A 20641-nucleotide genomic window follows, 5' to 3' on the forward strand; every position below is an offset into this window, starting at 1 on the left:
CGCCATGATCGCCCGATGGATGTCGCGATCGGCGGAGCGGCCCTGAGCGTCACTCCCTCGGGGGCAGCAGCGGACCGAGTGGCCCAAGGTCCAGATTGAGATCCGAGGGCGCGATGCCATAGCGCTCGCAGAGCGTGCCCATCCGGTCCTCCAGCAGCATCAGCGTCAGCCCGATCCGCTCCTCCTGGTCCTCCGTCAGATCGCCCTGGTCCACCCGGCGCAGCGCCTGCCGCTCCATGAGCTGGCGCAGCAGCTCCACGACGGTCAGCACCAGCTTCATCAGATCGCGTTCGACGGTGTCCTGGTCCAGCTCCAGCTCGCGGCTCACGGTTCCTCCCAGGGGGACGGCACATTGGCGTTGACCGAGCTGATGAGCGCGCGCAGATCGATACGGACCAGATCGACATCGGCGATCCGCAGGGTCAGATCACCGGTGATCACCACGCCGCCCGCGAGCAGCCGGTCCAGCAGGTCCACCAGGGCGATTTGCTGATGGGCCAAAGGGGCGTCCGGGAGCGCCGCCGTCATCGGTCCGCCCCGGCGCTCCCGGTCTGGTGCGGGGTGATGGTCTCGTCCGCGCTCTCGGTCTCGTCCGGGTCGGTGAAGGAGTACGGCGCCCAGGGGCCGGTCAGCTCCACCCGCAGCTCAGGCGTCCGCCCGGCCAGTTCACCGACCCGTTCGGCGAAGGCGGCGCTGTCCTCGCGCCGCACCAGATACGCGGCGTTCAGCACATTGCGGTCGGACACCCCCGACAGCCGGGGGTCCTGCGACGGATGCAGCCGGGCCCGCTCGGCAAGCCCGCTGAGGGTGTGGTGCACCAGCCGCGCATCCTCCTCCGTATCGCCCCAGCGCCGCTCGGCCGCCTGCCGCTGTGCCTTGCGGCGGCGCAGATAGTCGCGGCCGGACATGGCACCCGAAGCACCCGAGGCACCCGAGGCGCCCGGGGCGCCCGGGGAGTCCGAGGCCCCCGGGGAGTCCGGGCCGTTCGCGGCCCCGGCGGGCGGCTCCTGCGTAGGGGGCGGCGCGGCATACGCCTTGACGCCCCATTCGACCCGGCCCTCCAGCCGGTCCAGCGCCGAGGCGAACCGCTCCCGCCCGGTGGCGAGCATCCGCCGCAGCCCCTCCTCGCCCTGGCAGACGGTGGCCAGCCGGACCGGTATGACACAGGACTCGGCGCCCGCGGTGTCGACCACCCGCTGATGGGCGCGGGCCATGTCCTCCAGCCACGCCATGTCCTCCAGCCGCCTGCGCAGCGGGCCCTCGTCGAAGTCCTCGGCCGGTACGGCGCCCGCCAGTACGGCGAGCCCCAGATGGCGCACGGCGCGCACCGGTTCGCCCGCGACTCCGCGCACCTCCTCCAGGGCGGTGAGGGCGTCCAGGGCGGCCTCCGGCGTACCGGTGTCGCGCACGACCGCGTAGGCGTACCGCAGTCCCTCGGTCATTCGGTGGCCTCCCGGTTCTCCCCACGGGGCACCTCGGTGTTCGCCCGGCCGGTCACCTCGGTCCTGGCGCGTGACGAGAGCGACGGGTCGTGCTCCCACCAGTCGATGCCCATCTCCTTCGCCTTGTCGACCGAGGCCACGATCAGCCGCAGCTTGATCGTGAGAAGTTCGATGTCGAGCAGGTTGATGCGGATATCGCCCGCGATGACCACACCCTTGTCGAGCACCCGCTCCAGGATGTCGGCGAGGTTGGCCCCGCCCTCGCCTCGGGAGGCCGGTCCGTACGGCCCCGAGGAGCCGAGCGACGACGCCAACGACGACGCCGGTGAGCCATAGCCGCCGGCCGTCGGGGCCGCACCGCCCCGGGTGGTCACAGAGTCCCGTTCGCCCACTGGCGCGCCTCCTCCAACCGGTCGAGCAGCGCGTCCTCCTGCCGCTCGAACTCCTTCTGGTCGATCACGCCCTGGTCGAGCCGGCTCTCCAGCTCGGCCAGGGCGCGCTGGATATTGGCCGGGTCGTAGTACTCGCGCTCCGCGGCGGCGACGACCTGCTTCAGCACCCAGACGATCATCAGCGTCAGGATTCGACGAAGCTGTACGGCGGCAGCGGACCGTTGATCCGCAGCTTCAGCCAGGGGTGGGCCCGTTCCACCTCGGCGGCCGCCGTCAGCAGCGGTTCGGCGGCGTCCTTGTCGAGCAGCAGGGACAGGCTCAGGAACCAGCCGCCGCTCTCCGGGCCGGGCCGCACCTCCTCGGCGGCCGGGGCCAGCGCCTCCTCCACCAGCTTGGCGTCCCGCACCTCGCGGGCCCGCACCGCGCCCGCCATCAGCTCGCCGAAGCGCACCCGCTCCTCGTAGGTGCCGCCGCCCGCCGCGCGGTTGGCCTCCGCCGTCATCCGCAGCTCCGGCTCCTCGGCGAGCACCTGGTGGAGCACCGCGTCCTCGTCGTGTACGGCCTTGACGTTGTACTCCACCCGGTCGGCCAGCCGGCGCAGTTGATCCTCATAGCGGTCGGCGTGCGCGGCCAGTACGCCGCGGACGTCGTCGTCGCTGGAGGAGACGCTGCCGAAGCGCATCGGCAGCACCGCACGGGAGTCGCTCACCTCGGCCAGCACATGCTGATGGGCGAGCAGATCGCGGCGCCGGGGCTTGAGCTCGGGCGGGCAGTCGCTGACGATCGCGGCCAGCTCGCCCTCGTTCAGCGCCCGGACCGGCAGCGGGGGGTCGCCGATGCCCAGCAGCCGATCGCCCAGGTCCGGGACCTCACCGCGCGCGATGCCGTAGACATACGTGGTCATGCGGACTCCTCGGACTTCCTCGGCGCCGCCTTACGGGCCGGACGCCGACGGCGCGGCTCCTCCTCCGCTTCCTCCTCCGAGGGCCTGATCGCGTCGGCCACGGTCTGGGCGGCCTTGGAAACGGTGTCCCCGGCGCCGGAGAGGGCGCCCTTGGTCTTGGACCGCGCCCCGTTCTCGGTGATGCCCTCGACCACCTCGGGCAGGCCGGGGGACTTGTTCCGGCCCGCCTCGAGATCGAGCCGGTTGCACGCCTCGGCGAACCGCAGATAGGTGTCGACGCTCGCCACCACGATCCGGACGTCGATCTTGAGTATCTCGATGCCGACCAGGGAGACGCGGATGAACGCGTCGATCACGAGCCCCCGGTCGAGTATGAGTTCCAGGACGTCGTACAGGCCGCTGGTGCCGCCCCCGCCCCTGGATTGCTGTGCCGGGACAACAGTGGTCATGTCGGGTGTGTTCCTCTCCTGTCCGGTGGGCGTCTCCTGTCCGGTGGGCGTCCGGCCCCGCCGCCGTCAGCGGCGGTCGCTCCGGCCGCGCTCATAGCGATGGAGGCGGCGGTAGCCGGTGAGCAGGCCGTCCGGGTCGAGAGTCACCTCGTACAGGCCCATCAGGCTCATCGTGTCCGGCACCCGGGCCAGCTCCACCACCTCGGCCTCCAGCACCCACCCCGCGTCGGTCCGCTCCAGACGGGGCAGGGACTCGGGGTGCCGGCCGGTCAGCTCGACGAGCTGTTCACGGGCGGCGCGCAGGATCGCCGGCGGGCTCTGACCGCCGGCCGCCGTCTTCTTGGGGGTCTCATCGGATCTGTTGGTCATGTTGGCTCCGGTGGCGGCGGGTACCGCGTCCGGGTGGGCGTAAACCTCGGGCTTCGACCCCGGCGATTTGTGGTGGAATTGTGCGCTCCGGAGGGGGCCGGGAGGTGCTTTTCCGGTCGCCGTGTGAATTGTTCGAGAGTTACCGCCGGTGCGCCCGCCGCCCATACCCCGGCCGGTCCATTGGCGCGGGGATATCGACGGAAACTCGCAATCATCTTCGAGCCGTCAACACAAGCCCCGGAAGAGTGATGAAGTCGCCCACAAACCCGGGCGTGTTTTCTGTGACACAAGTGTGACGAATGGCGGCCATGAGAGGCATGAGAGCGCGGCGGTCCCATGGCGTTCCATGGCCACTCTGGGTTTGCCACGCGTAGGGAGCCGCCTACGGTGGCTCTCATGGGACCTGTACCGAACCTTCCGGCCGAACCCGACGACGACCTCGACAGCTATGTGGGCCTCGACGCCCACACCGCCGAGGAGCGGGCGCGCGCACGCGGCTGGAGCACCGTACGGACGCTTCCACCGGGCGCGATCATCACGATGGAGTACCTGCGGGGGCGGATCGACTTCGAGGTGGACGAGGGCACCGTGAAGCGCTGCTGGCGCGGCTGACCCACCTCGTTCGCGCCGGTACGCGCCGGTGCGCCCGGTTCGGACACGACCGCGGCCCCGGACGCTCGGCGGGAGCGTCCGGGGCCGCGGTGTGAGCGGTCCGCGCGGGGGAGGGGGTGCGTACCGCCCCGCGGTCCGGTCGGCGGCTCAGCCGCCCGTGGCCGTCCGGCCGCGGGCCGCGCCGGACTGGCCGAAAGGCGTCGTGGCGCGCGGCACCCGGTCGGGGTGCGGCGGCCGGCGGCTGCCGACCGGGGTGACCGGGGTGCGCTCGGAGCGCACCGTGTGCTGACGAACCGGGTGGTGGGGCCGGGCGTCGGAGCCACGGCCGGTGGCACCGACGGGCCGGACCACGGCCACGGTCTCGCGGGTGGGCAGCTCGTCGTCGCGGGCGGCGCGCGGGGTGGCCAGCGGGCTCCCGGCGACCGGCCGCCCGGAGGGCACCGGCACCGGCGCCCGGCCCGTGCGCACCCGGCGCCACAGGGCCAGCATCAGCACCTCGGCGCGGGCCATGGCCGGCTCCAGCCACGGCAGCGCCAGCAGCACCAGCACCCCGGCGGCCCAGCCCAGCACCACATCGCTCAGCCAGTGGGTGCCGAGGTAGACGGTGGTCATGCCGACCCCGAAGGCGAAGCCCGCGGCGATCAGCGAGGCGACCCTGCGGGCCAGCGGGGTGGTCGCCAGATAGGCCAGAACACCCCAGGTGACCACGGCGTTCGCGGTGTGACCCGAAGGAAATATATCGCCCGTGCGCCACATCTCATTGGATCCGACGGTGGTCGCGTAGTGCGGACCGAGCCGGCCGAAGCCGATCTTCACCGCGCCCACGGTGGCGTTCAGCAGCAGCAGGGACGTGCCCAGCACCAGCAGCGGGCGCAGGGTGCGCTGCCGGTAGCAGCACCACCCCAGCCAGGCGGCGACGGCCACGGCGGTGGGGCCGCGCTGCCCCATGACCACGAAGTAATCCAGGAAGGTGTGGAACTCCGGCCACTGTTTGTAGGGCCGGAACAGCATGACCTGCCAGTCGAGCTTCACCAGCCATGACGTGGTGAGCACGCCGATCACGGTCGCCGCGTAGACCGCCAGCGTGGTCCCGAGGAGCCAGAAGCGTGTTCGGGTCATGCGCGGTCGCGCGAGATCGGGCCTTCGCTCCTCGGTCGCGGGGAGCTTGTCTTCGGTACGCACCTAATCGACGTTACATTGCGTGACAGGTGGGTTCAGTCGATCAGGTCGCTTTGTGATGACGATGTGATGTGGAGTGCGTCTCGTCCGTGCCTTTTGGCCGTGCCCTTTCCGGGGAATGCGCGAGCCTCCGGAACTTTTCCGCTACCACCCTTCCAATGGGCGTGTCTCAGGGCCTTTATGGAATTCTTACAGGGCGTGTTTATCGCCAATTAGCCAAAGCGTTCCCCCAAGTTTCCCCGGGCGTCGCCGGGCGGCCGGGGGTGATCAACCGCAGGGCTCGGCCCGGCCGGTGGGGATGGCCGGATCATGGCGGTCCGCTGCCATGCAGCCAGAAGGCTCCGTACACCGCAGAAGCGAGCCCGGCCGACCCCAGGACCAGCGCGGTCCGCACCGGACGCAGCCGGGCCAGGGCGACCGCGATCGGCAGCAGCAGTGGGAAGGCGGGTATCAGCAGCCGGGGTTTCGAGCCGAAGTACCCCTTCGCGGCCAGCGCCAGGACGAGCACCGCCCCGCCGTAGGCCAGCAGCGGCAGCGGCTGGCGCTGCCGTACACAGCGGACGGCGAGCCAGATCAGCGCCCCGACTCCGAGCAGCAGCCCGAGCCCGCCCACGAAGGGCGGCTCGATCAGCAGCCCGCCGATGAAGCCCGCGAAGGCCAGCCCGCCGTCGAAGCCGTTGCCCCAGCCGCTCTGCACATCGAAGTAGCCGGTGGCGCTTCCGGTCCGGAAGGCCACCCACACCACATAGCCCAGCCAGCCAAGCGGCGCCAGCACGACCCCCGCGAGCAGGCTCCGGTCGTGTCGCCACGCCTGGCGCCAGCGCCCGCCGGGCAGCAGCTCCATCGCGGCCGCCACCCAGACCGCCGCGACCACCGCAGCCCCCACCGGCCGGGTGAGCCCCGCCAGCGCCGCGCACAGCCCCGCGCACAGCCACCGCCGGGTGAGCGCCGCGTAGACCCCCCACGCGGCCAGGGCCGTGAAGAGCGACTCCGAGTACGCCATCGACTGCACGATCCCGACCGGCAGCACCCCCCACAGCACGGCCAGTGTGAGCCCCACCCGGCGTCCGTGGAGCAGATCGCCGATCGCGAAGATCCCCCAGGCGGCGACCAGGGACATCGCCCCGCTCACCAGCAGACCGGCGTCGGCCGAGGCCAGCGGGGTCATGGCCGATATCGCTCGCTCCAGCGCGGGCAGCAGGGGGAAGAACGCCAGGTTGGAGTGGACCGCCCCGTCGGGCAGATGGAGCGTGTAGCCGTACCCCTCCTCGGCGATGCGGGTGTACCACAGCGAGTCCCAGCGCGCGGAGAGCAGCTGGTGCGGGCTCTTGTCCGCGAAGGCTCCCCAGATCGCGAGAACCACCAGCCCGAGCAGGCGCGTCCCCGCGTGGGCGAGCAATGCCGGGGCGGCCCGGCGCAGCGCGGAGCCGGCGGCGCGGCCCGGTCGGCCGTCGTCGCCGAGCGGCGCGGTGCCGGCCTGGGCGAGATCTGTCACGGCGACGATTATCAGGGATGGTCCGGGCCGCCCGCCGGGCCTGTGGACAACGGCCCGCGGAGACGCCGCGGAGGCTGTGGACAACGCCTCGCGGGCAGCCCGCGGACAGCCCGCGGACAGTGCTCCCCGGACGTCTCGCGGACAGGGCCCCGTGGAAAGCGCCCCCGTGGACAGCGCCCCACGGACAACGGGGGGCGAACGGAAGACGGCCACCGGTAGGCCGTAGCGGGGCCGTAGCGGGGCCGCGGAGGGGACGCGGGAGGGACGGCAGAGGTATGGGGGACAAAAGGTGAAGTGTGGAACGTACGCCTCCGTAACGATCCGCGGGGCGGTCCCAACATGACCTGCGGCACACGTCCCGCACGCGGTCTCGCGTACCCTGACCTCTCACTCGCGCCTTCGCCACCGGGACCACCCGGGACGTCCCCACGACGTGACGTGCCGCCCTCCGGCGGCGGACCGCGAGCGCAAGACCCAGGGAGGTGCGTACATGTCCGGGACGACCACGGCCGGCTCTCGGCGGACGGCGGGCGTTCCTCGGCAATGGCGCGGCACCGAGGCGAGCGGCGGGGCCAACCGCTGGGTCGTGCTCCTCGTGCTCTGCGTCAGCCTGCTGCTCGTGGCCGTGGACGCGACCGTGCTCCATGTCGCGGTCCCGGCCGTCACCGAGGATCTGCGCCCCGGCGCGATCGAGCTGCTGTGGATCGTGGATGTCTACCCACTGGTCTGCGCCTCGCTGCTGATCCTCTTCGGCACCCTCGGCGACCGGGTCGGCAGACGACGTGTCCTGCTGCTCGGCTACGGGCTCTTCGGCGCCGCCTCCGCGCTCGCCGCCTTCGCCGGCAACCCCCAGATCCTCATCGTGGCCCGTGCCCTGCTGGGCGTCGGCGGCGCGATGATCATGCCCGCGACGCTGTCGATCCTGCGCCAGGTCTTTCCGGACCGCCGGGAGCGGGCGATGGCCATCGGCATATGGAGCGCGGTCGCCGCCGTGGGCGCGGCGGTCGGCCCGCTGCTCGGCGGCTTCCTGGTGGAGAACTTCTGGTGGGGCTCGGTCTTCCTGGTGAACCTGCCCCTGATGGTCGTGGCGCTGCCCGTCGGCCGCTGGCTGCTGCCCGAGTCCACCGGCGACCGCGACGGGCCCTGGGACGTGCTGGGCGCGGTCATGGCCGCGTGCGGGCTGTTCTGCGTGGTCTTCGGCGTCAAGCGGATGGGCAGCGGCGCGGGGCTGCTGAACGCCGTGACCGCCGCCCCGGTGCTGTTCGGGGCGGTGCTGCTGGTGCTCTTCGTACGCCGCCAGCGTCGCCGTACGCATCCGCTGGTCGACCTCAAGCTGTTCTCCCGGCCCGCCTTCTCGATCTCCGTCGGCTGTATCGTGCTCGCCCTGCTGGCGCTCGTCGGCCTGGAGCTCATAGCCGCCCAGTACCTCCAGCTCGTGCTCGGGCTCACCCCGCTCGAGACGGGTCTGCGGCTGCTGCCGCTCACCTTCGCCGCCATGGCCGCCGGGCTCGTGGGGTCCCGGATGCTCCAGTGGCTCGGGCCACGCGTCATGGTCGCCGTCGGCTTCGCGCTCACCGCCCTCGCCGTTCTCTCGCTCACTGCCATGGGCCTCTCCGACCGGCCCGCCGTGCTCGTCGGCGGCTTCATCGTCCTGGGCTTCGGTCTGGAGACCACGCTCTTCAGCGCGTACGAGTCCATGCTCAACGAGGCGTCCAGCGGTTCGGCGGGCGGCGCCGCCGCCATCGGCGAGACCTCCTACCAGCTCGGCGCCGGTATCGGCATCGCCCTCCTCGGCAGCGTGATGAACGCCGCCTACAAGCCCGGCGTCTCCTCGGTGCCCGGCGTCCCCGCCTCGGCCAGCTCTGACGCGAGCCAGTCGCTGGGCGCGGCGTACAAGGTCTCCGACCGGCTCGGCGGCCACGCCGGGGAGGCCCTGCGCTCGGCCTCCCGCTCCGCCTTCGTCCACGGTCTGCATATCACGCTCGCGGTGAGCGCCGGCCTGCTGCTGCTCGGCGCGCTGGCCGCGCTGCGGCTGCCCAGGACCATGGAGTGCCCCGCCGACGACGAGGAGCCCTCCCAGGGCCCGGACCAGGGCCAGCGGGAGCAGGAGCAGCGGGACCAGGGTCGGCGAGAGCAAGGCCGACGGGACCAGGCCCAGCTGGAACAGGCCCAGCTGGAGCCGGCCCAGCGGGAACCGGGCCAGCGCGAGCAGGGCGGTACGGACGCCCCGGCCCGCCGCGACCGCGCCACCGTCGCCGCCGACTCCTGACCGCCCCTCCGAGTCCTGACCGGCCCCCAAGGCTTGACCGACCCGCCCGAGCCCTGCTGCACGGCGGCCCGCCCGAGCCCCCACCCGGCCCCCAGCCCTGCCCGAGTCCCGCCCCGGTCTGCCCGAGTGTCACAGGAGTGCGGCCCGAGTGCCGCCCGAGTCCTGGTGACCCGGTGCGAGCGGGGCTGGACGCCAGGGGTTACCCGGCCGTAGCGTCGGATCGACCGGGCTGATCACCCCGGCCGCCGGGCGGGAGGACGCGCCCCGGCGGCGGGTGGCCACCCGGCGGACCCGGACCCGCACCCACCGGAGGCCGCCGCCCATGTCCGCTGGCACCCTGCCGCCGTTCGACCCGCGCGACCCACTGGGGCTCGACGATCTCCTGGCCCCCGAGGACCTGGCCATCCGCGACACCATGCGGCAGTGGGCCGCCGACCGCGTGCTGCCGTACGTCGCCGACTGGTACGAGCGCGGCGAGGTGCCCGGCATCCGGGAGCTGGCCCGGGAGCTCGGCTCCCTCGGCGCGCTCGGCATGTCGCTCACCGGCTACGGCTGCGCGGGCGCCAGCCCGATCCAGTACGGGCTGGCCTGTCTGGAGCTGGAGGCCGCCGACTCCGGGATCCGCTCCCTGATGTCGGTGCAGGGTTCGCTGTCCATGTACGCCATCCACCGCTTCGGCTCCGAGGAGCAGAAGGAGCGGTGGCTGCCCCGGATGGCCTCCGGCGAGGTCATCGGCTGCTTCGGGCTGACCGAGCCCGACCACGGCTCCGATCCGGCCGGTATGCGCACCTACGCCAAGCGGGACGGCTCGGACTGGGTGCTCACCGGCCGCAAGATGTGGATCACCAATGGCTCGGTGGCGGGAGTCGCGGTGGTGTGGGCCCGCACCGACGAGGGCGTCCGCGGCTTCGTCGTTCCCACCGACGCGCCCGGCTTCTCGGCCTCCGACATCAAGCACAAGTGGTCGCTGCGCGCCTCGGTCACCAGTGAGCTGGTCCTGGACGAGGTGCGGCTGCCGGCCGACGCGGTGCTGCCGGAGGTCACCGGGTTGCGGGGGCCGCTGAGCTGTCTGGGCCACGCCCGCTACGGCATCGTCTGGGGCTCGATGGGGGCGGCCCGCTCCGCCTTCGAGGCGGCACTGGACTACGCCCGCGAGCGCGAGCAGTTCGGCCGGCCGATCGGGGGCTTCCAGCTCACCCAGGCCAAGCTGGCCGATATGGCGCTGGAACTCCACAAGGGGATGCTGCTCGCCCACCATCTGGGGCGGCGTATGGAGGCGGGGCGGCTCCGTCCCGAGCAGGTCAGCTTCGGCAAGCTGAACAATGTGCGGGAGGCGATCGAGATCTGCCGTACGGCCCGGACGATTCTGGGGGCCAACGGCATCTCGCTGGAGTATCCGGTGATGCGGCACGCCACGAATCTGGAGTCCGTGCTCACCTATGAGGGCACCGTCGAAATGCACCAACTGGTGCTGGGCAAGGCGCTCACCGGAATCGACGCCTTCCGGTGAGCGATGGACCCTAGCTCTGGTTGAAAAAGCCAGTGGCGTGGCCGGACTGACCGCTGACGATCTGGTAGTCCGGCGGGGTGAGGAGGAAGACGCGGTTGGCCACGCGGTCGATCGAGCCTCTCAGCCCGAAGATCAGGCCGGCCATGAAATCCACCACACGCTTGGCGTCGGAGGACTCCATCGTCGTGAGATTGACGATGACCGGCACACCCTCCCGGAACAGCTCGCCGATGCCGCGGGCGTCCCGGAATCCGTCCGGGGTGACCGTGGCGATCCGGGTGCCCTGGTCCCGCGCGGTCTGGTCGGCCACCCGCGCTCGCGGGTCGGTCATCCAGGAGCCGCCGGTCTCGGACCCCTCGGCGTAGTCGTCGTCGTAGTAGCGCTCGTCATCGCTGTCGTCGACGAGGCCAAGCCAGGCACTTGCCTTGCGTACCGATCCCATGGACGCCTCCTCTCCCTGATGGTGTGTACCGTCCGCCCCTCTATGGTCGTCCATGATGCGGATGGTCTGCCACGTGGATTGCGGCCGCACAGGGGATTCGTGACGTTACTGGTGCACAACGGCTGGCGCCATATCAGAGTTCCACCTGCTTAAGGGGGCTGACGGAGCGCTGGGTAGACTCCGCCGCTGCCGGACGGGTGACGTCGGGGACGTACGGGTGAACGGGGGATCGTGTTGTTTGGCATTATCCGGCCTTGTCGGCATCGGCTGTCGGAAAACCTGCGCACCGAGTGGATGGCGCATTTGTGCGGGCTGTGCCTCGCGTTGAGGGGGGACCACGGGCAGTTCGCCCGTGTCACCACCAATTACGACGGCCTGGTGATATCGGTCCTGGTGGAGGCCCAGGCCGGACGCTCGGACGGCTGGCGGCGCACCGCCGGGCCCTGTCCGCTGCGCGGGATGCGGACGGCGTCGGTCGCCCAGGGCGAGGGGGCGCGGCTCGCGGCCACCGTCTCGCTGGTGCTGGCCTCGGCGAAGGTACGGGACCATGTCGCGGACGGCGACGGGGCGTTGGCCCGGCGGCCGGTCGCCGCGGCCGCCCGCCGGGTGGCCGGGCGGTGGGACCGGGCGGGGGAGCGCGGCGGTGCGGCGCTCGGTTTTGATACCGCCCTGTTGCTCGACGCGGTCGGCCGGCAGGCCGAACTGGAGGCCCACGCGGGCCCCGGCACCTCACTGCTGGCCGTCACCGAGCCCACCGAGACCGCGACCGCCGTGGCCTTCGGGCACACCGCCGTCCTGGCCGGGCGGCCCGGCAACCGGGCCCCGCTGGAGGAGGCGGGCCGGCTCTTCGGGCGGCTGGCGCATCTGCTGGACGCGGTGGAGGACCTGGCCGAGGACGCCGAGAGCGGCGCCTGGAACCCGATAGCGGCCACCGGAGCCGACCTCGCCGAGGTGCGCAGGCTGTGCGACGACGCGGTGCACGGGGTGCGGCTGGCGCTGAAGGACACCGAATTCGCGGGCGAGGGCTCCGGCCGGCTCGCCCATGTGCTGCTGGTCCATGAGCTCCGGCGCGCGGTCGACCGCGCCTTCGGCACCACCGGCTGTGCGCACACCGGCCAGGGCTCCACCACCCCGGAGTCCTCCTACGGGCCGCCGCAGTCGCCGTGGATCACCCCGGGAGGCCCCGGCGGCGCACCGCCGGAGCCGCCGCACGGCCGCCGCCGGGGGCTGTTCGCCGGCTGCCTGGTGTGGACCGGGCTCTGCTGCACCTGCCAGGTGTGCTGCCGGGACCCGTACCACGACCCGTGGTCCGGGCAGCCGCGTGAGGGCCTGTGCCATAAGTGCGATGACTGCTGCGACTGTTGTGACTGCTGTGGCAATTGCAGCGACTGCTGTAGCTGCGACTGCTGTGATGGTTGTGACTGCGGCTGCGACTGCTAGGCGGATCGTGCCGCCCGCGGCGGGCCCGCCCCTTCCCACAACTGGGGCCCTGCCACGGACCCAGGGCCGAGGCGAGAAGGGGAGGGAAGGGGCGGGGCGGGGGAAGCATCGTGGCCCGCCGGACACTCTGTGGCCGAAAGATGCACTGAGGGGAGGGGTGGAGCACTGACGTGTGTGGGAAGGCCGGACGCGCGTGACGACGCGGATATGCGGTGGCCACACCGGAGCGAGGGACCGGCGGGCGGGCGAAGCCTCGGAACACTGGGGGAGGGGAATCCCCTACGGCAGCGGAGGCGGGCGGTCAGCCCGAACAGGACGCCGACCACACCCGACCGAAGTCGATGTGGTCGCGCGTGACCAGTCGCCGCCGTGAGTCCATGGGCCAAGTGGAGCAGCCTTCCGCTTGCGCGTCAACCGCGGTGAGACGTGCTGTTCATAGTTCGGACAGCCTTGACAGCCCACGGTGTGGACACCTTAATCTCGGGCTCATGTCGAGCTGAGGGGCTCGTCTGCCGAGCTGAGGGGCTCGGCCGTGTGTGAAGGCCATGCGTGTGTTCACTTCAGAACTCACGGAGCCCTCGCATGTCCGCGAATCCGGACCATCCGCGCCGCTCACCCGCCACGGTCGTCATCGTCGGCGCGGGCCCGCGTGCCACCGGTCTGATCGAGCGCATCGCCGCCAACGCCCCCGAACTGCACGGCGACGGCGCCCCGTTCGAGCTGCACCTGGTCGATCCGCATCCGCCAGGCGGCGGCCGTATCTGGCGCCCCGACCAGTCCCCGCTGCTGTGGATGAACTCCATGGCCGAGGACGTCACGATGTTCACCGACGCGTCGGTGGAGCGCGAAGGCCCCATATGCCCCGGCCCCTCCCTCTCCGAATGGGCCGGACGGCTCCGCGAGGAAGGGCTGCCCCACGCCCTGCCGCCGGAGCTCGCCGCCGAGGCCGCCGCCCTCACCGGGCGCAGCTTCGCCACCCGGCGCCTCCAGAGCGCCTATCTGGGCTGGGTGTACGAGCGGTCGGTGGCCGCCCTGCCGCCCGGAACCACCGTCCATGAGCACCGGGACCGTGCCGTTCGTGTCACCGGGCCGTACGACGGGCGCCAGCAGGTGTGGCTGGAGGGGCGCACCGCCCCGCTCACCGCGGACGCCGTGGTCCTCGCCCTCGGCCACCTCGACGCCGACCCCGACGCCGAGCAGCGGGCGCTCACCGCGTTCGCCGCCGAGCACGGACTGGTCCACCTCCCGCCGGAGTTCACCGCGGACAGCGATCTGAACGCGCTGCGCCCCGGCGAGCCGGTGCTCGTACGCGGTCTCGGCCTCGCCTTCGTCGATCTGATGGTGCTGCTCACCGAGGGGCGCGGCGGGCGCTATGAGCGCGGTCCGGACGGGGAGCTGGTCTACCGGCCCTCCGGGCGTGAGCCCGTGCTGTACGCCGGTTCGCGGCGCGGCGTTCCGTACCACGCCAAGATCGGCTACTCGCTGAGCGGTGAACGGCCCCCGGTGCCGCGCTTCTTCGGCCCCGCCCAGGTCGAGGAGTTGCTCTCGCGCCCCGGGCGGCCGGACTTCCGGCGCGACATCTGGCCGCTGATCGCCAAGGAGCTGGGCTTCGCCCACTACCACCGGCTGTTCACCGCCCATCCGGAGCGCACGGCCGGACCGTGGTCCGCGTTCGAGGAGAAGTACGCCGCCTGCCCGCCCGGCAGCCCCGAACTGGCCGCCCTGGTCGCCGCGGCCGTCCCCGACCCGGCCGACCGGCTCGATCTCGACGTCCTCGATCGCCCGCTGACCGGGCTGCGGTTCGATGATCACGAGGCCCTCCAGCAGGCGCTGCGCGGCCATATCGAGGCCGATCTGGCCCGTAGGCACGACCCCGCGCACAGCCCCGACCTGGCCGTCTTCCTCGCCCTGCTCTCCGTCTACGGCCAGCTGATCCGGTTCGGCGACATCGGCGGCTGGTGGCACGGCTTCTTCAGCTTCCTCGCCTCCGGCCCGCCCGGCCCACGGCTCGAGCAGCTGCTCGCGCTCTCCCGCGCCGGAGTGGTCCGCTTCCTCGGCGCCGAGACGGCCGTGGCCGCCGATCCGCTGCGCGGGGTGTTCCGGGCGAGCTCCGCCAGCGTGCCCGGCCATGTCGTGGAGGCCCGTGCGCTGGTCGAGGCCCGGCTGCCGGAGCCGACCGTGGACCGCTCCCGCGACACCCTGCTGCGCTCCCTGCACCGCGACGGCGCCGCCGCCACCCCGGCCGGACTGCTCGCCGTCAGCCCCGCCGACGCCCGGATCCTGGACCGGGGAGGCCGCCCGCATCCGCGCCGCTTCGCGCTCGGCCCGCACACCGACGCCCGCGCCTCCGGCGCCTTCGCCCGGCCCGGTACCAACGCGCCCGCGTTCCGGCAGAACGACGCGACCGCGCGGGCCCTGCTGCGCTGTCTGCGCGACCTGTCCTGTCGCGCCTCGCTCACCGCCTGAGCGGCGCCCGCACAGCCGTCGGCCCGAGCGGCCCTCGCGCGGTCATCGGCCTGAGCGGCGCCCGCACAACCATCGGCCCGAGCGGCCCCGGCACAGCCATCGGTCCGGGCACCGCCCCGCAGGACCATCTCCCGCACCGCCCTCAGCTCTCCCCCGAAGGACCCTCCATGTCGCTGACGTCCGATCCACCCGTCGGCAAGGCCGCCGAAGGCGGTGCCGAACGCGAGGACTACTCCGCCCTCAAGGTCGTCCCGGTGCGCCACCCCTGGCGCTGGGCCGCCGTGGTCGTCACGGCCGTCCTGGTGGCCCAGTTCGCCCACGGCCTGATCACCAACTCCGGCTGGGAGTGGGACGTCTTCGCCGACTTCTTCACCACCCGGACCATCCTCAAGGCGGTCTGGATCACCATCCAGCTCACCTTCTACGGCACCGCGCTCGGCTTCGCCCTCGGGATCGTCCTCGCCTTCATGCGGCTGTCCAAGAGCCCGTTCCTGAAGTCGGTGGCCTTCACCTATATCTGGGCGTTCCGCTCCATCCCGCTCATCGTCCAGCTGCTCTTCTGGTTCAACCTCACCTATCTCTACAAGCGGCTCGACTTCGGCATCCCCTTCGGCCCCGGCTTCTTCTCCTTCGACACCGCCGGTCTGGTCGGGGCGATGAGCGCGGCGGTGCTCGGACTCGCGCTCCACCAGGCGGCCTACGCCGCGGAGATCGTGCGCGGCGGAGTCCTCGCCGTGGACGGCGGACAGCTGGAGGCGGCGGCCGCGCTCGGCATCCCCCGGCTGCGGCAGCTGCGCAGGATCGTGCTCCCGCAGGCGATGCGGTCGATCCTGCCGAACGCCGCCAACGAGGTCATCTCGCTCTTCAAGGGCACCTCGATCGTCTCCGTCATGGCGATCGGCGAGCTCTTCTACCAGGTGCAGGTCATCTACGGACGCAATGGCCGGGTCGTGCCGCTGCTGATGGTCGCGACCGTCTGGTACATCATCCTGACCACCGTGCTCTCGGTCGCGCAGTACTACGTCGAGCGCCACTTCTCGCGGGGAGCCACCCGATGACCGCCATGGTCGACATCCGCTCCGTCCACAAGAGCTTCGGGTCGCTGGAGGTGCTGCGCGGTATCGACCTGGAGGTGCGCTCCGGGGAGGTGGCCGTGGTCCTCGGGCCCTCCGGCTCGGGTAAGTCCACCCTGCTGCGCGCCATCAACCATCTGGAGAAGGTGGACAGCGGCTGGATCAGCGTCGGCGGTTCGTTGGTCGGCTACCGCCGCCAGGGCGACCGCCTCTACGAGCTGCGCGAACGCGAGATCCTCAAACAGCGCACCCGGATCGGCTTCGTCTTCCAGAACTTCAATCTCTTCCCGCATCTGACGGTGCTGGAGAACATCGTCGAGGCGCCGGTCTCGGCCCTGCGCCGCCCCAGGAAGGAGGCGGTGCGCTCCGCCGAGACGCTGCTCGCCCGGGTCGGCCTCGCCGACAAGGCGGCCGCGTACCCCCGGCAGCTCTCCGGCGGGCAGCAGCAGCGGGTGGCGATCGCCCGCGCCCTGGCCCTGGAGCCCGAGCTGCTGCTCTTCGACGAGCCGACCTCCGCCCTCGACCCCGAACTGGTCGGTGAGGTCCTCGACGTCATCAAGGACCTGGCCCACCAGGGCACCACGATGATCGTCGTCACCCATGAGATCGGCTTCGCACGGGAGGTCGCCGACACCGTCGTCTTCATGGACGGCGGCCGGATCGTCGAGCGGGGCACCCCCGCCGAAGTGCTCGACGCCCCGCGCCATGACCGCACCAGGACATTCCTCTCCAAGGTCCTCTGAGGCCACCGATGTTCCGCCACGGCTACGCAAGGAGCACCCCCGTGAAGACCCGCCGCACCCTCGTCACCGCCGTCGTCGCGCTCACCGCCTCCGCACTGCTCGGCGGCTGCGGCGACGGCGATGCCCAGGAGACGGTGGGCTCCAAGGGCGAGAACAACGCCATCAACATCAGCCCGGACCAGCACCGGATCAGAGGGAAGAAGGTCGACTCGATCGCGGCGAAGGTGCCGGCCTCGATCCGTCAGCGCGGCACCCTGCGCATCGGCGGCAGCGCCGACGCCTCCGCCCCGCTCGGCTTCTACGCGACCGACGACAAGACCCGGATCGGCTCCGAGATCGACATCGCCACGCTGGTCGCCGACACCCTCGGACTCAAGCCTGAATTCCAGGCGGTCTCCTGGGAGAACCTCTTCGTCGGCCTGGACAGCTCCAAGTTCGACGGCGTCTTCTCCAATGTGACGGTCACCGAGGAGCGCAAGGAGAAGTACGACTTCGCCACCTACCGGCTGGACGACCTCGCCTTCGAGGCCAAGAAGGGCACCTCCTGGCGGGTCAAGGGCCCCGAGGACGTGGCGGGCAAGACCGTTTCGGTCGCCTCCGGCACCAACCAGGAGAAGATCCTCGTCGACTGGAGCAAGCAGAACCAGAAGGCGGGCCGTAAGCCCGTGGACATCAAGTACTTCCAGAAGGACACCGACTACTACCTCGCCCTCCAGTCCGGCCGTATCGACGCCTACTTCGGCCCGAACCCCACCTCCGCCTACCACGTCGCCTCGGCCGGCCAGACCCAGATCATCGGCCGGTTCTCGGGCGGTGGCGACCAGGTGCAGGGCAAGATCGCGGCCACCACCAAGAAGGGCAGCGGGCTGGTCGACGCCTACGCCGCGGCCCTGGACCACGTGATCGAGGACGGTTCGTACGCCAAGGTCCTGAAGCGGTGGGGGCTCTCCAGCGAGGCGGTGAGGAAGTCCGAGATCAACCCGCCCGGGCTGCCCAAGCCGTGACCCCTGATCCCCGACCGAGGAAGGCCCCGACCGTGGCCGTACCGACCGGTGGCACACGGCCGGGAGCCCGGCGCGCTCACCGTGCTCGCCGCCGTCGCCGTGGACCTGGCCGGCGGGGAGGGCGCGGCCGGGAGCTCCCCGGCCGCCGCCCCGGCGGTCTCACTGACCGAGACGCCCGGTGGACCGCCGCTGTACCGCGGGGGGCTCGATGACTTCGTGGACCGGGTGGTGCCGCTGCTCCTGGAGCGCGGGGTGTTCCGCACCGTGTACACCGGTTCAACACTCCGGGACCACCTGGGACTTCCTCATCCGGGGGAGCGGCGCTGAGCCGCCGCGCACCGGCCCGGCAGCGGGGATGCGATACGCCGGTGCCATAACGGAACCCGATCGCCCGCGCGTTCGTCTCACCGGATGCCCAAAGGGATGGGAGCACAAGCCCCGGCGGCCTGAACCCGCCGGGGCTATGTGGCGTGTGTTCGGCGGCTGTTCCGAATTGTCCTCTTGCGCGGTGCGCCCACGGCCACGAATACTTCCGGAAGCGCTTGTCAGGGGCACGCCGAATCGGGTCGTATCGGTCATCGGCGTGCTCATTGACTGCGCCTCACGGGCCTGCCCACCCAAGCGGACCCCCGATTCCCCCGGAGGAAGAGTTGAGGATCAAGCGCAACACCCCCCACGCCAAGCAGGCGAGACGCATAGCCCTGATTGCCGCGACCTCCGCCCTGGTGGCCGGAACGGCGCTCGCCGCCCCCGCCGCCTACGCCGGAAGCGACGGCGCCCGCACCTTCAGCGCGGCCGAGGCCAAGTCGGCGAGCAACGCCGTCCTCGAGGCCGATGTCGCGGGCACCGCCTGGTACGTCGACAAGGCGACCAACAAGCTCGTGGTCACCGCCGACAGCTCGGTGTCCCAGAGCGAGATAGCCAAGATCAAGAACACCGCCGGCACGAGCGCCGACGCGATCGAGGTCAAGCGGACCTCCGGCAAGATTCAGAAGCTGATCTCGGGCGGCGACGCGATCTACGCGAGTAGCTGGCGCTGCTCCCTCGGCTTCAACGTGCGTAACAGCAGTGGGGCCAACTACTTCGTCACCGCCGGTCACTGCACCGACGGTGCCGGCACCTGGTGGTCGAACTCCGGCCACACCACCACCATCGGCCCGACGGCCGGCTCCAGCTTCCCGACCAACGACTACGGTCTGGTCCGGTACAGCGGCTCGGTCAGCCCCGAGGGCACCGTCGGCAGCCAGGACATCACCTCGGCCGCCAACCCCACCGTGGGCCAGACGGTCACCCGGCGCGGCTCCACCACCGGCATCCACAGCGGCCGGGTCACCGCGCTGAACGCCACGGTCAACTACGGCAACGGTGACATCGTCTACGGCATGATCCAGACCACGGTCTGCGCCGAGCCCGGCGACAGTGGCGGCCCGCTCTACGCCGGCTCCACCGCCCTCGGCCTCACCTCCGGCGGCAGCGGCAACTGCACCTCCGGTGGCACCACGTTCTTCCAGCCGGTCGTCGAGGCGCTGAACGCGTACGGCGTGAGCGTCTACTGATCGGCGCCGTTCCTTCGCTGATCCTTCGCTGATCATCTGCGCACCAGGCTGAGCGAGAGCCCCCGTCCGGGCCACCGGGCGGGGGCTCTCCGCGCCGTCGGGCCGGGTCGCCCCGGACCATGGGCCGGGCCCTGTCCATGGAGCCGGACCAGGCCCTTTCCGGGCCGCCGGACGGGTCCGTTCCGCGACCCTCCCCACTGTTCGGCGGGCGGACTATCGTGGACATCAGTACCCCACGAGGGGCATTGTTCGCGATACGGACGGCAGGTGGCCGTGATGGTCGATGCGCTCGTGACATTGATAGTGGTACTGGCTTGCCTCGGAGCCCTTGGCGCGCTCGCCGCGGCCCGGGTGGTCAAGCAGTACGAGCGGGGGGTGGTCTTCCGGCTCGGGAGGCTGCGCTCCGATATCCGGGGGCCGGGGTTCACCATGATCACTCCGGTCGTCGACCGGCTCCAGAAGGTCAATATGCAGATCGTGACGATGCCCGTGCCCGCCCAGGAGGGCATCACCCGGGACAATGTGACCGTGCGGGTCGACGCCGTCGTCTACTTCAAGGTCGTGGACCCGGCCGAGGCGCTCATCGCGGTCGAGGACTACCGCTTCGCGGTCTCCCAGATGGCCCAGACCTCGCTCCGGTCGATCATCGGAAAGAGCGATCTGGACGATCTGCTCTCCAACCGGGAGAAGCTCAACCAGGGCCTCGAGCTCATGATCGACAGCCCGGCGGTCGGATGGGGCGTCCATATCGACCGGGTGGAGATCAAGGACGTGTCGCTGCCGGAGACCATGAAGCGGTCGATGGCCCGCCAGGCGGAGGCCGACCGGGAGCGCCGCGCCCGGGTGATCAACGCGGACGCGGAGCTGCAAGCGTCGAAGAAGCTGGCCGAGGCCGCCTCCCAGATGGCCGACACCCCGTCCGCCCTCCAGCTGCGGCTGCTGCAAACGGTGATGGCGGTCGCCGCCGAGAAGAACTCCACACTGGTGCTGCCCATCCCGGTCGAACTGCTGCGCTTCCTGGAGCGGGGGCAGCAGGAGATCCAGGGGGCGGCGGCCCGGACGGACGGTGGTGCGGAGGGCGGCGCCCCGGCCGCCGGTCCGGCCACCACCCCGGAGCGGGAGGCCGCGCCCGCCCAGCCCGCGCAGCCCGCACGGCAGGCGATGCCGACGCTCACCGAGCGCGAGCCGGAGCCGCATACGGTTGAACGGTGAGCCGCCCGGTGGACCGCCGAGCCGTCGCGGGAGTCCGTGAGGGATGGGAATCAGCCCGGGATCAGCCGGGGTGATACCCCCGGT

Annotated in this window: 22 protein-coding genes; 11 read left to right on the forward strand and 11 right to left on the reverse strand. The window is 71.6% G+C overall.

Annotated features, from left to right (window positions below):
* Positions 1 to 49: 49 nt before the first annotated feature.
* The 8 genes from AB0E24_RS26910 to AB0E24_RS26945 form a co-directional block, all read right to left on the reverse strand.
* Positions 50 to 328 carry a gas vesicle protein K gene (locus tag AB0E24_RS26910; RefSeq protein WP_069868791.1) on the reverse strand — a complete coding sequence of 93 codons (279 nt, stop codon included), beginning with the start codon at positions 326 to 328 and terminating at the stop codon, positions 50 to 52.
* Positions 325 to 528: a gas vesicle protein gene (locus AB0E24_RS26915; RefSeq protein ID WP_069868793.1), complete on the reverse strand. Its 204-nt coding sequence runs from the start codon at positions 526 to 528 to the stop codon at positions 325 to 327. The genes AB0E24_RS26910 and AB0E24_RS26915 overlap by 4 nt, the downstream gene beginning before the upstream one ends.
* A complete protein-coding gene (locus AB0E24_RS26920) occupies positions 525 to 1442 on the reverse strand; it encodes a GvpL/GvpF family gas vesicle protein (protein ID WP_283887116.1) in 918 nt (305 codons plus the stop codon). Before AB0E24_RS26920 ends, AB0E24_RS26915 begins: the two co-directional genes overlap by 4 nt.
* Positions 1439 to 1756: a gas vesicle protein gene (locus AB0E24_RS26925; protein ID WP_283888846.1), complete on the reverse strand. Its 318-nt coding sequence runs from the start codon at positions 1754 to 1756 to the stop codon at positions 1439 to 1441. The genes AB0E24_RS26920 and AB0E24_RS26925 overlap by 4 nt, the downstream gene beginning before the upstream one ends.
* Before the next feature lie 56 nt (positions 1757 to 1812).
* A complete protein-coding gene (locus tag AB0E24_RS26930; RefSeq protein WP_232638876.1) occupies positions 1813 to 2013 on the reverse strand; it encodes a gas vesicle protein GvpG in 201 nt (66 codons plus the stop codon).
* 5 nt (positions 2014 to 2018) lie between these two features.
* A complete protein-coding gene (locus tag AB0E24_RS26935; protein WP_069868799.1) occupies positions 2019 to 2738 on the reverse strand; it encodes a GvpL/GvpF family gas vesicle protein in 720 nt (239 codons plus the stop codon).
* The gene (locus AB0E24_RS26940) at positions 2735 to 3187 is read right to left on the reverse strand and encodes a gas vesicle structural protein GvpA (protein WP_069868801.1); all 453 of its coding nucleotides are present in this window, start codon (positions 3185 to 3187) and stop codon (positions 2735 to 2737) included. The genes AB0E24_RS26935 and AB0E24_RS26940 overlap by 4 nt, the downstream gene beginning before the upstream one ends.
* Before the next feature lie 66 nt (positions 3188 to 3253).
* Positions 3254 to 3556, reverse strand: coding sequence for a gas vesicle protein GvpO (locus AB0E24_RS26945; RefSeq protein WP_079153386.1), 303 nt, complete (start codon positions 3554 to 3556; stop codon positions 3254 to 3256).
* A gap of 396 nt (positions 3557 to 3952) precedes the next feature.
* On the opposite strand from AB0E24_RS26945, the gene AB0E24_RS26950 reads away from it, so the two are divergent.
* On the forward strand, positions 3953 to 4168 hold the full coding sequence (locus tag AB0E24_RS26950) for an I78 family peptidase inhibitor (protein ID WP_069868803.1): 216 nt from the start codon (positions 3953 to 3955) through the stop codon (positions 4166 to 4168).
* Between the two features lie 147 nt (positions 4169 to 4315).
* Here the strand turns inward: AB0E24_RS26950 and AB0E24_RS26955 are convergent, their stop codons facing one another.
* On the reverse strand, positions 4316 to 5350 hold the full coding sequence (locus AB0E24_RS26955; RefSeq protein WP_099013299.1) for a phosphatase PAP2 family protein: 1035 nt from the start codon (positions 5348 to 5350) through the stop codon (positions 4316 to 4318).
* Between the two features lie 304 nt (positions 5351 to 5654).
* Complete coding sequence (locus AB0E24_RS26960; protein WP_359380735.1) at positions 5655 to 6842, reverse strand: hypothetical protein; 1188 nt, start codon at positions 6840 to 6842, stop codon at positions 5655 to 5657.
* 490 nt (positions 6843 to 7332) lie between these two features.
* Between AB0E24_RS26960 and AB0E24_RS26965 the strand changes: the two genes are divergently transcribed.
* Both AB0E24_RS26965 and AB0E24_RS26970 read left to right on the forward strand, forming a co-directional pair.
* Positions 7333 to 9111 (forward strand): MFS transporter, encoded by a 1779-nt coding sequence (locus AB0E24_RS26965; protein WP_359380738.1) that lies wholly within the window; start codon positions 7333 to 7335, stop codon positions 9109 to 9111.
* A gap of 322 nt (positions 9112 to 9433) precedes the next feature.
* Positions 9434 to 10621 (forward strand): acyl-CoA dehydrogenase family protein, encoded by a 1188-nt coding sequence (locus tag AB0E24_RS26970; protein WP_069868809.1) that lies wholly within the window; start codon positions 9434 to 9436, stop codon positions 10619 to 10621.
* Positions 10622 to 10631: 10 nt separating this feature from the next.
* Here the strand turns inward: AB0E24_RS26970 and AB0E24_RS26975 are convergent, their stop codons facing one another.
* On the reverse strand, positions 10632 to 11063 hold the full coding sequence (locus tag AB0E24_RS26975) for a cell division protein SepF (RefSeq protein WP_069868811.1): 432 nt from the start codon (positions 11061 to 11063) through the stop codon (positions 10632 to 10634).
* 234 nt (positions 11064 to 11297) lie between these two features.
* On the opposite strand from AB0E24_RS26975, the gene AB0E24_RS26980 reads away from it, so the two are divergent.
* From AB0E24_RS26980 to AB0E24_RS27015, 8 genes are all read left to right on the forward strand, one after another.
* Complete coding sequence (locus tag AB0E24_RS26980) at positions 11298 to 12503, forward strand: DUF5685 family protein (RefSeq protein WP_359380975.1); 1206 nt, start codon at positions 11298 to 11300, stop codon at positions 12501 to 12503.
* A gap of 582 nt (positions 12504 to 13085) precedes the next feature.
* Positions 13086 to 14969, forward strand: coding sequence for an FAD/NAD(P)-binding protein (locus AB0E24_RS26985; RefSeq protein WP_359380742.1), 1884 nt, complete (start codon positions 13086 to 13088; stop codon positions 14967 to 14969).
* A 167-nt stretch (positions 14970 to 15136) separates the two neighbouring features.
* A complete protein-coding gene (locus AB0E24_RS26990; protein WP_069868818.1) occupies positions 15137 to 16027 on the forward strand; it encodes an amino acid ABC transporter permease in 891 nt (296 codons plus the stop codon).
* Complete coding sequence (locus tag AB0E24_RS26995) at positions 16024 to 16785, forward strand: amino acid ABC transporter ATP-binding protein (RefSeq protein ID WP_283887124.1); 762 nt, start codon at positions 16024 to 16026, stop codon at positions 16783 to 16785. The genes AB0E24_RS26990 and AB0E24_RS26995 overlap by 4 nt, the downstream gene beginning before the upstream one ends.
* A 41-nt stretch (positions 16786 to 16826) precedes the next feature.
* A complete protein-coding gene (locus AB0E24_RS27000; protein ID WP_359380745.1) occupies positions 16827 to 17789 on the forward strand; it encodes an ABC transporter substrate-binding protein in 963 nt (320 codons plus the stop codon).
* A 48-nt stretch (positions 17790 to 17837) separates the two neighbouring features.
* Positions 17838 to 18116 (forward strand): hypothetical protein, encoded by a 279-nt coding sequence (locus AB0E24_RS27005; RefSeq protein WP_359380989.1) that lies wholly within the window; start codon positions 17838 to 17840, stop codon positions 18114 to 18116.
* A 323-nt stretch (positions 18117 to 18439) separates the two neighbouring features.
* Positions 18440 to 19345, forward strand: a complete 906-nt coding sequence (locus AB0E24_RS27010) for a S1 family peptidase (protein WP_069868824.1) — start codon at positions 18440 to 18442, stop codon at positions 19343 to 19345.
* A 276-nt stretch (positions 19346 to 19621) separates the two neighbouring features.
* The gene (locus AB0E24_RS27015; protein WP_069869105.1) at positions 19622 to 20557 is read left to right on the forward strand and encodes a slipin family protein; all 936 of its coding nucleotides are present in this window, start codon (positions 19622 to 19624) and stop codon (positions 20555 to 20557) included.
* Positions 20558 to 20641 lie beyond the last annotated feature (84 nt).

The sequence above is a fragment of the Streptomyces malaysiensis subsp. malaysiensis genome (assembly GCF_040653035.1).
GTDB classification, from domain to species: Bacteria; Actinomycetota; Actinomycetes; order Streptomycetales; family Streptomycetaceae; genus Streptomyces; species Streptomyces malaysiensis.

Coding starts and splice junctions, on each gene's coding strand:
- AB0E24_RS26915 (WP_069868793.1), bottom strand. CDS start 528: ATGACGGCGGCGCTCCCGGACGCCCCTTTGGCCCATCAGCAAATCGCC.
- AB0E24_RS26920 (WP_283887116.1), bottom strand. CDS start 1,442: ATGACCGAGGGACTGCGGTACGCCTACGCGGTCGTGCGCGACACCGGT.
- AB0E24_RS26930 (WP_232638876.1), bottom strand. CDS start 2,013: ATGATCGTCTGGGTGCTGAAGCAGGTCGTCGCCGCCGCGGAGCGCGAG.
- AB0E24_RS26935 (WP_069868799.1), bottom strand. CDS start 2,738: ATGACCACGTATGTCTACGGCATCGCGCGCGGTGAGGTCCCGGACCTG.
- AB0E24_RS26940 (WP_069868801.1), bottom strand. CDS start 3,187: ATGACCACTGTTGTCCCGGCACAGCAATCCAGGGGCGGGGGCGGCACC.
- AB0E24_RS26945 (WP_079153386.1), bottom strand. CDS start 3,556: ATGACCAACAGATCCGATGAGACCCCCAAGAAGACGGCGGCCGGCGGT.
- AB0E24_RS26950 (WP_069868803.1), top strand. CDS start 3,953: ATGGGACCTGTACCGAACCTTCCGGCCGAACCCGACGACGACCTCGAC.
- AB0E24_RS26965 (WP_359380738.1), top strand. CDS start 7,333: ATGTCCGGGACGACCACGGCCGGCTCTCGGCGGACGGCGGGCGTTCCT.
- AB0E24_RS26970 (WP_069868809.1), top strand. CDS start 9,434: ATGTCCGCTGGCACCCTGCCGCCGTTCGACCCGCGCGACCCACTGGGG.
- AB0E24_RS26975 (WP_069868811.1), bottom strand. CDS start 11,063: ATGGGATCGGTACGCAAGGCAAGTGCCTGGCTTGGCCTCGTCGACGAC.
- AB0E24_RS26985 (WP_359380742.1), top strand. CDS start 13,086: ATGTCCGCGAATCCGGACCATCCGCGCCGCTCACCCGCCACGGTCGTC.
- AB0E24_RS26990 (WP_069868818.1), top strand. CDS start 15,137: ATGTCGCTGACGTCCGATCCACCCGTCGGCAAGGCCGCCGAAGGCGGT.
- AB0E24_RS26995 (WP_283887124.1), top strand. CDS start 16,024: ATGACCGCCATGGTCGACATCCGCTCCGTCCACAAGAGCTTCGGGTCG.
- AB0E24_RS27015 (WP_069869105.1), top strand. CDS start 19,622: ATGGTCGATGCGCTCGTGACATTGATAGTGGTACTGGCTTGCCTCGGA.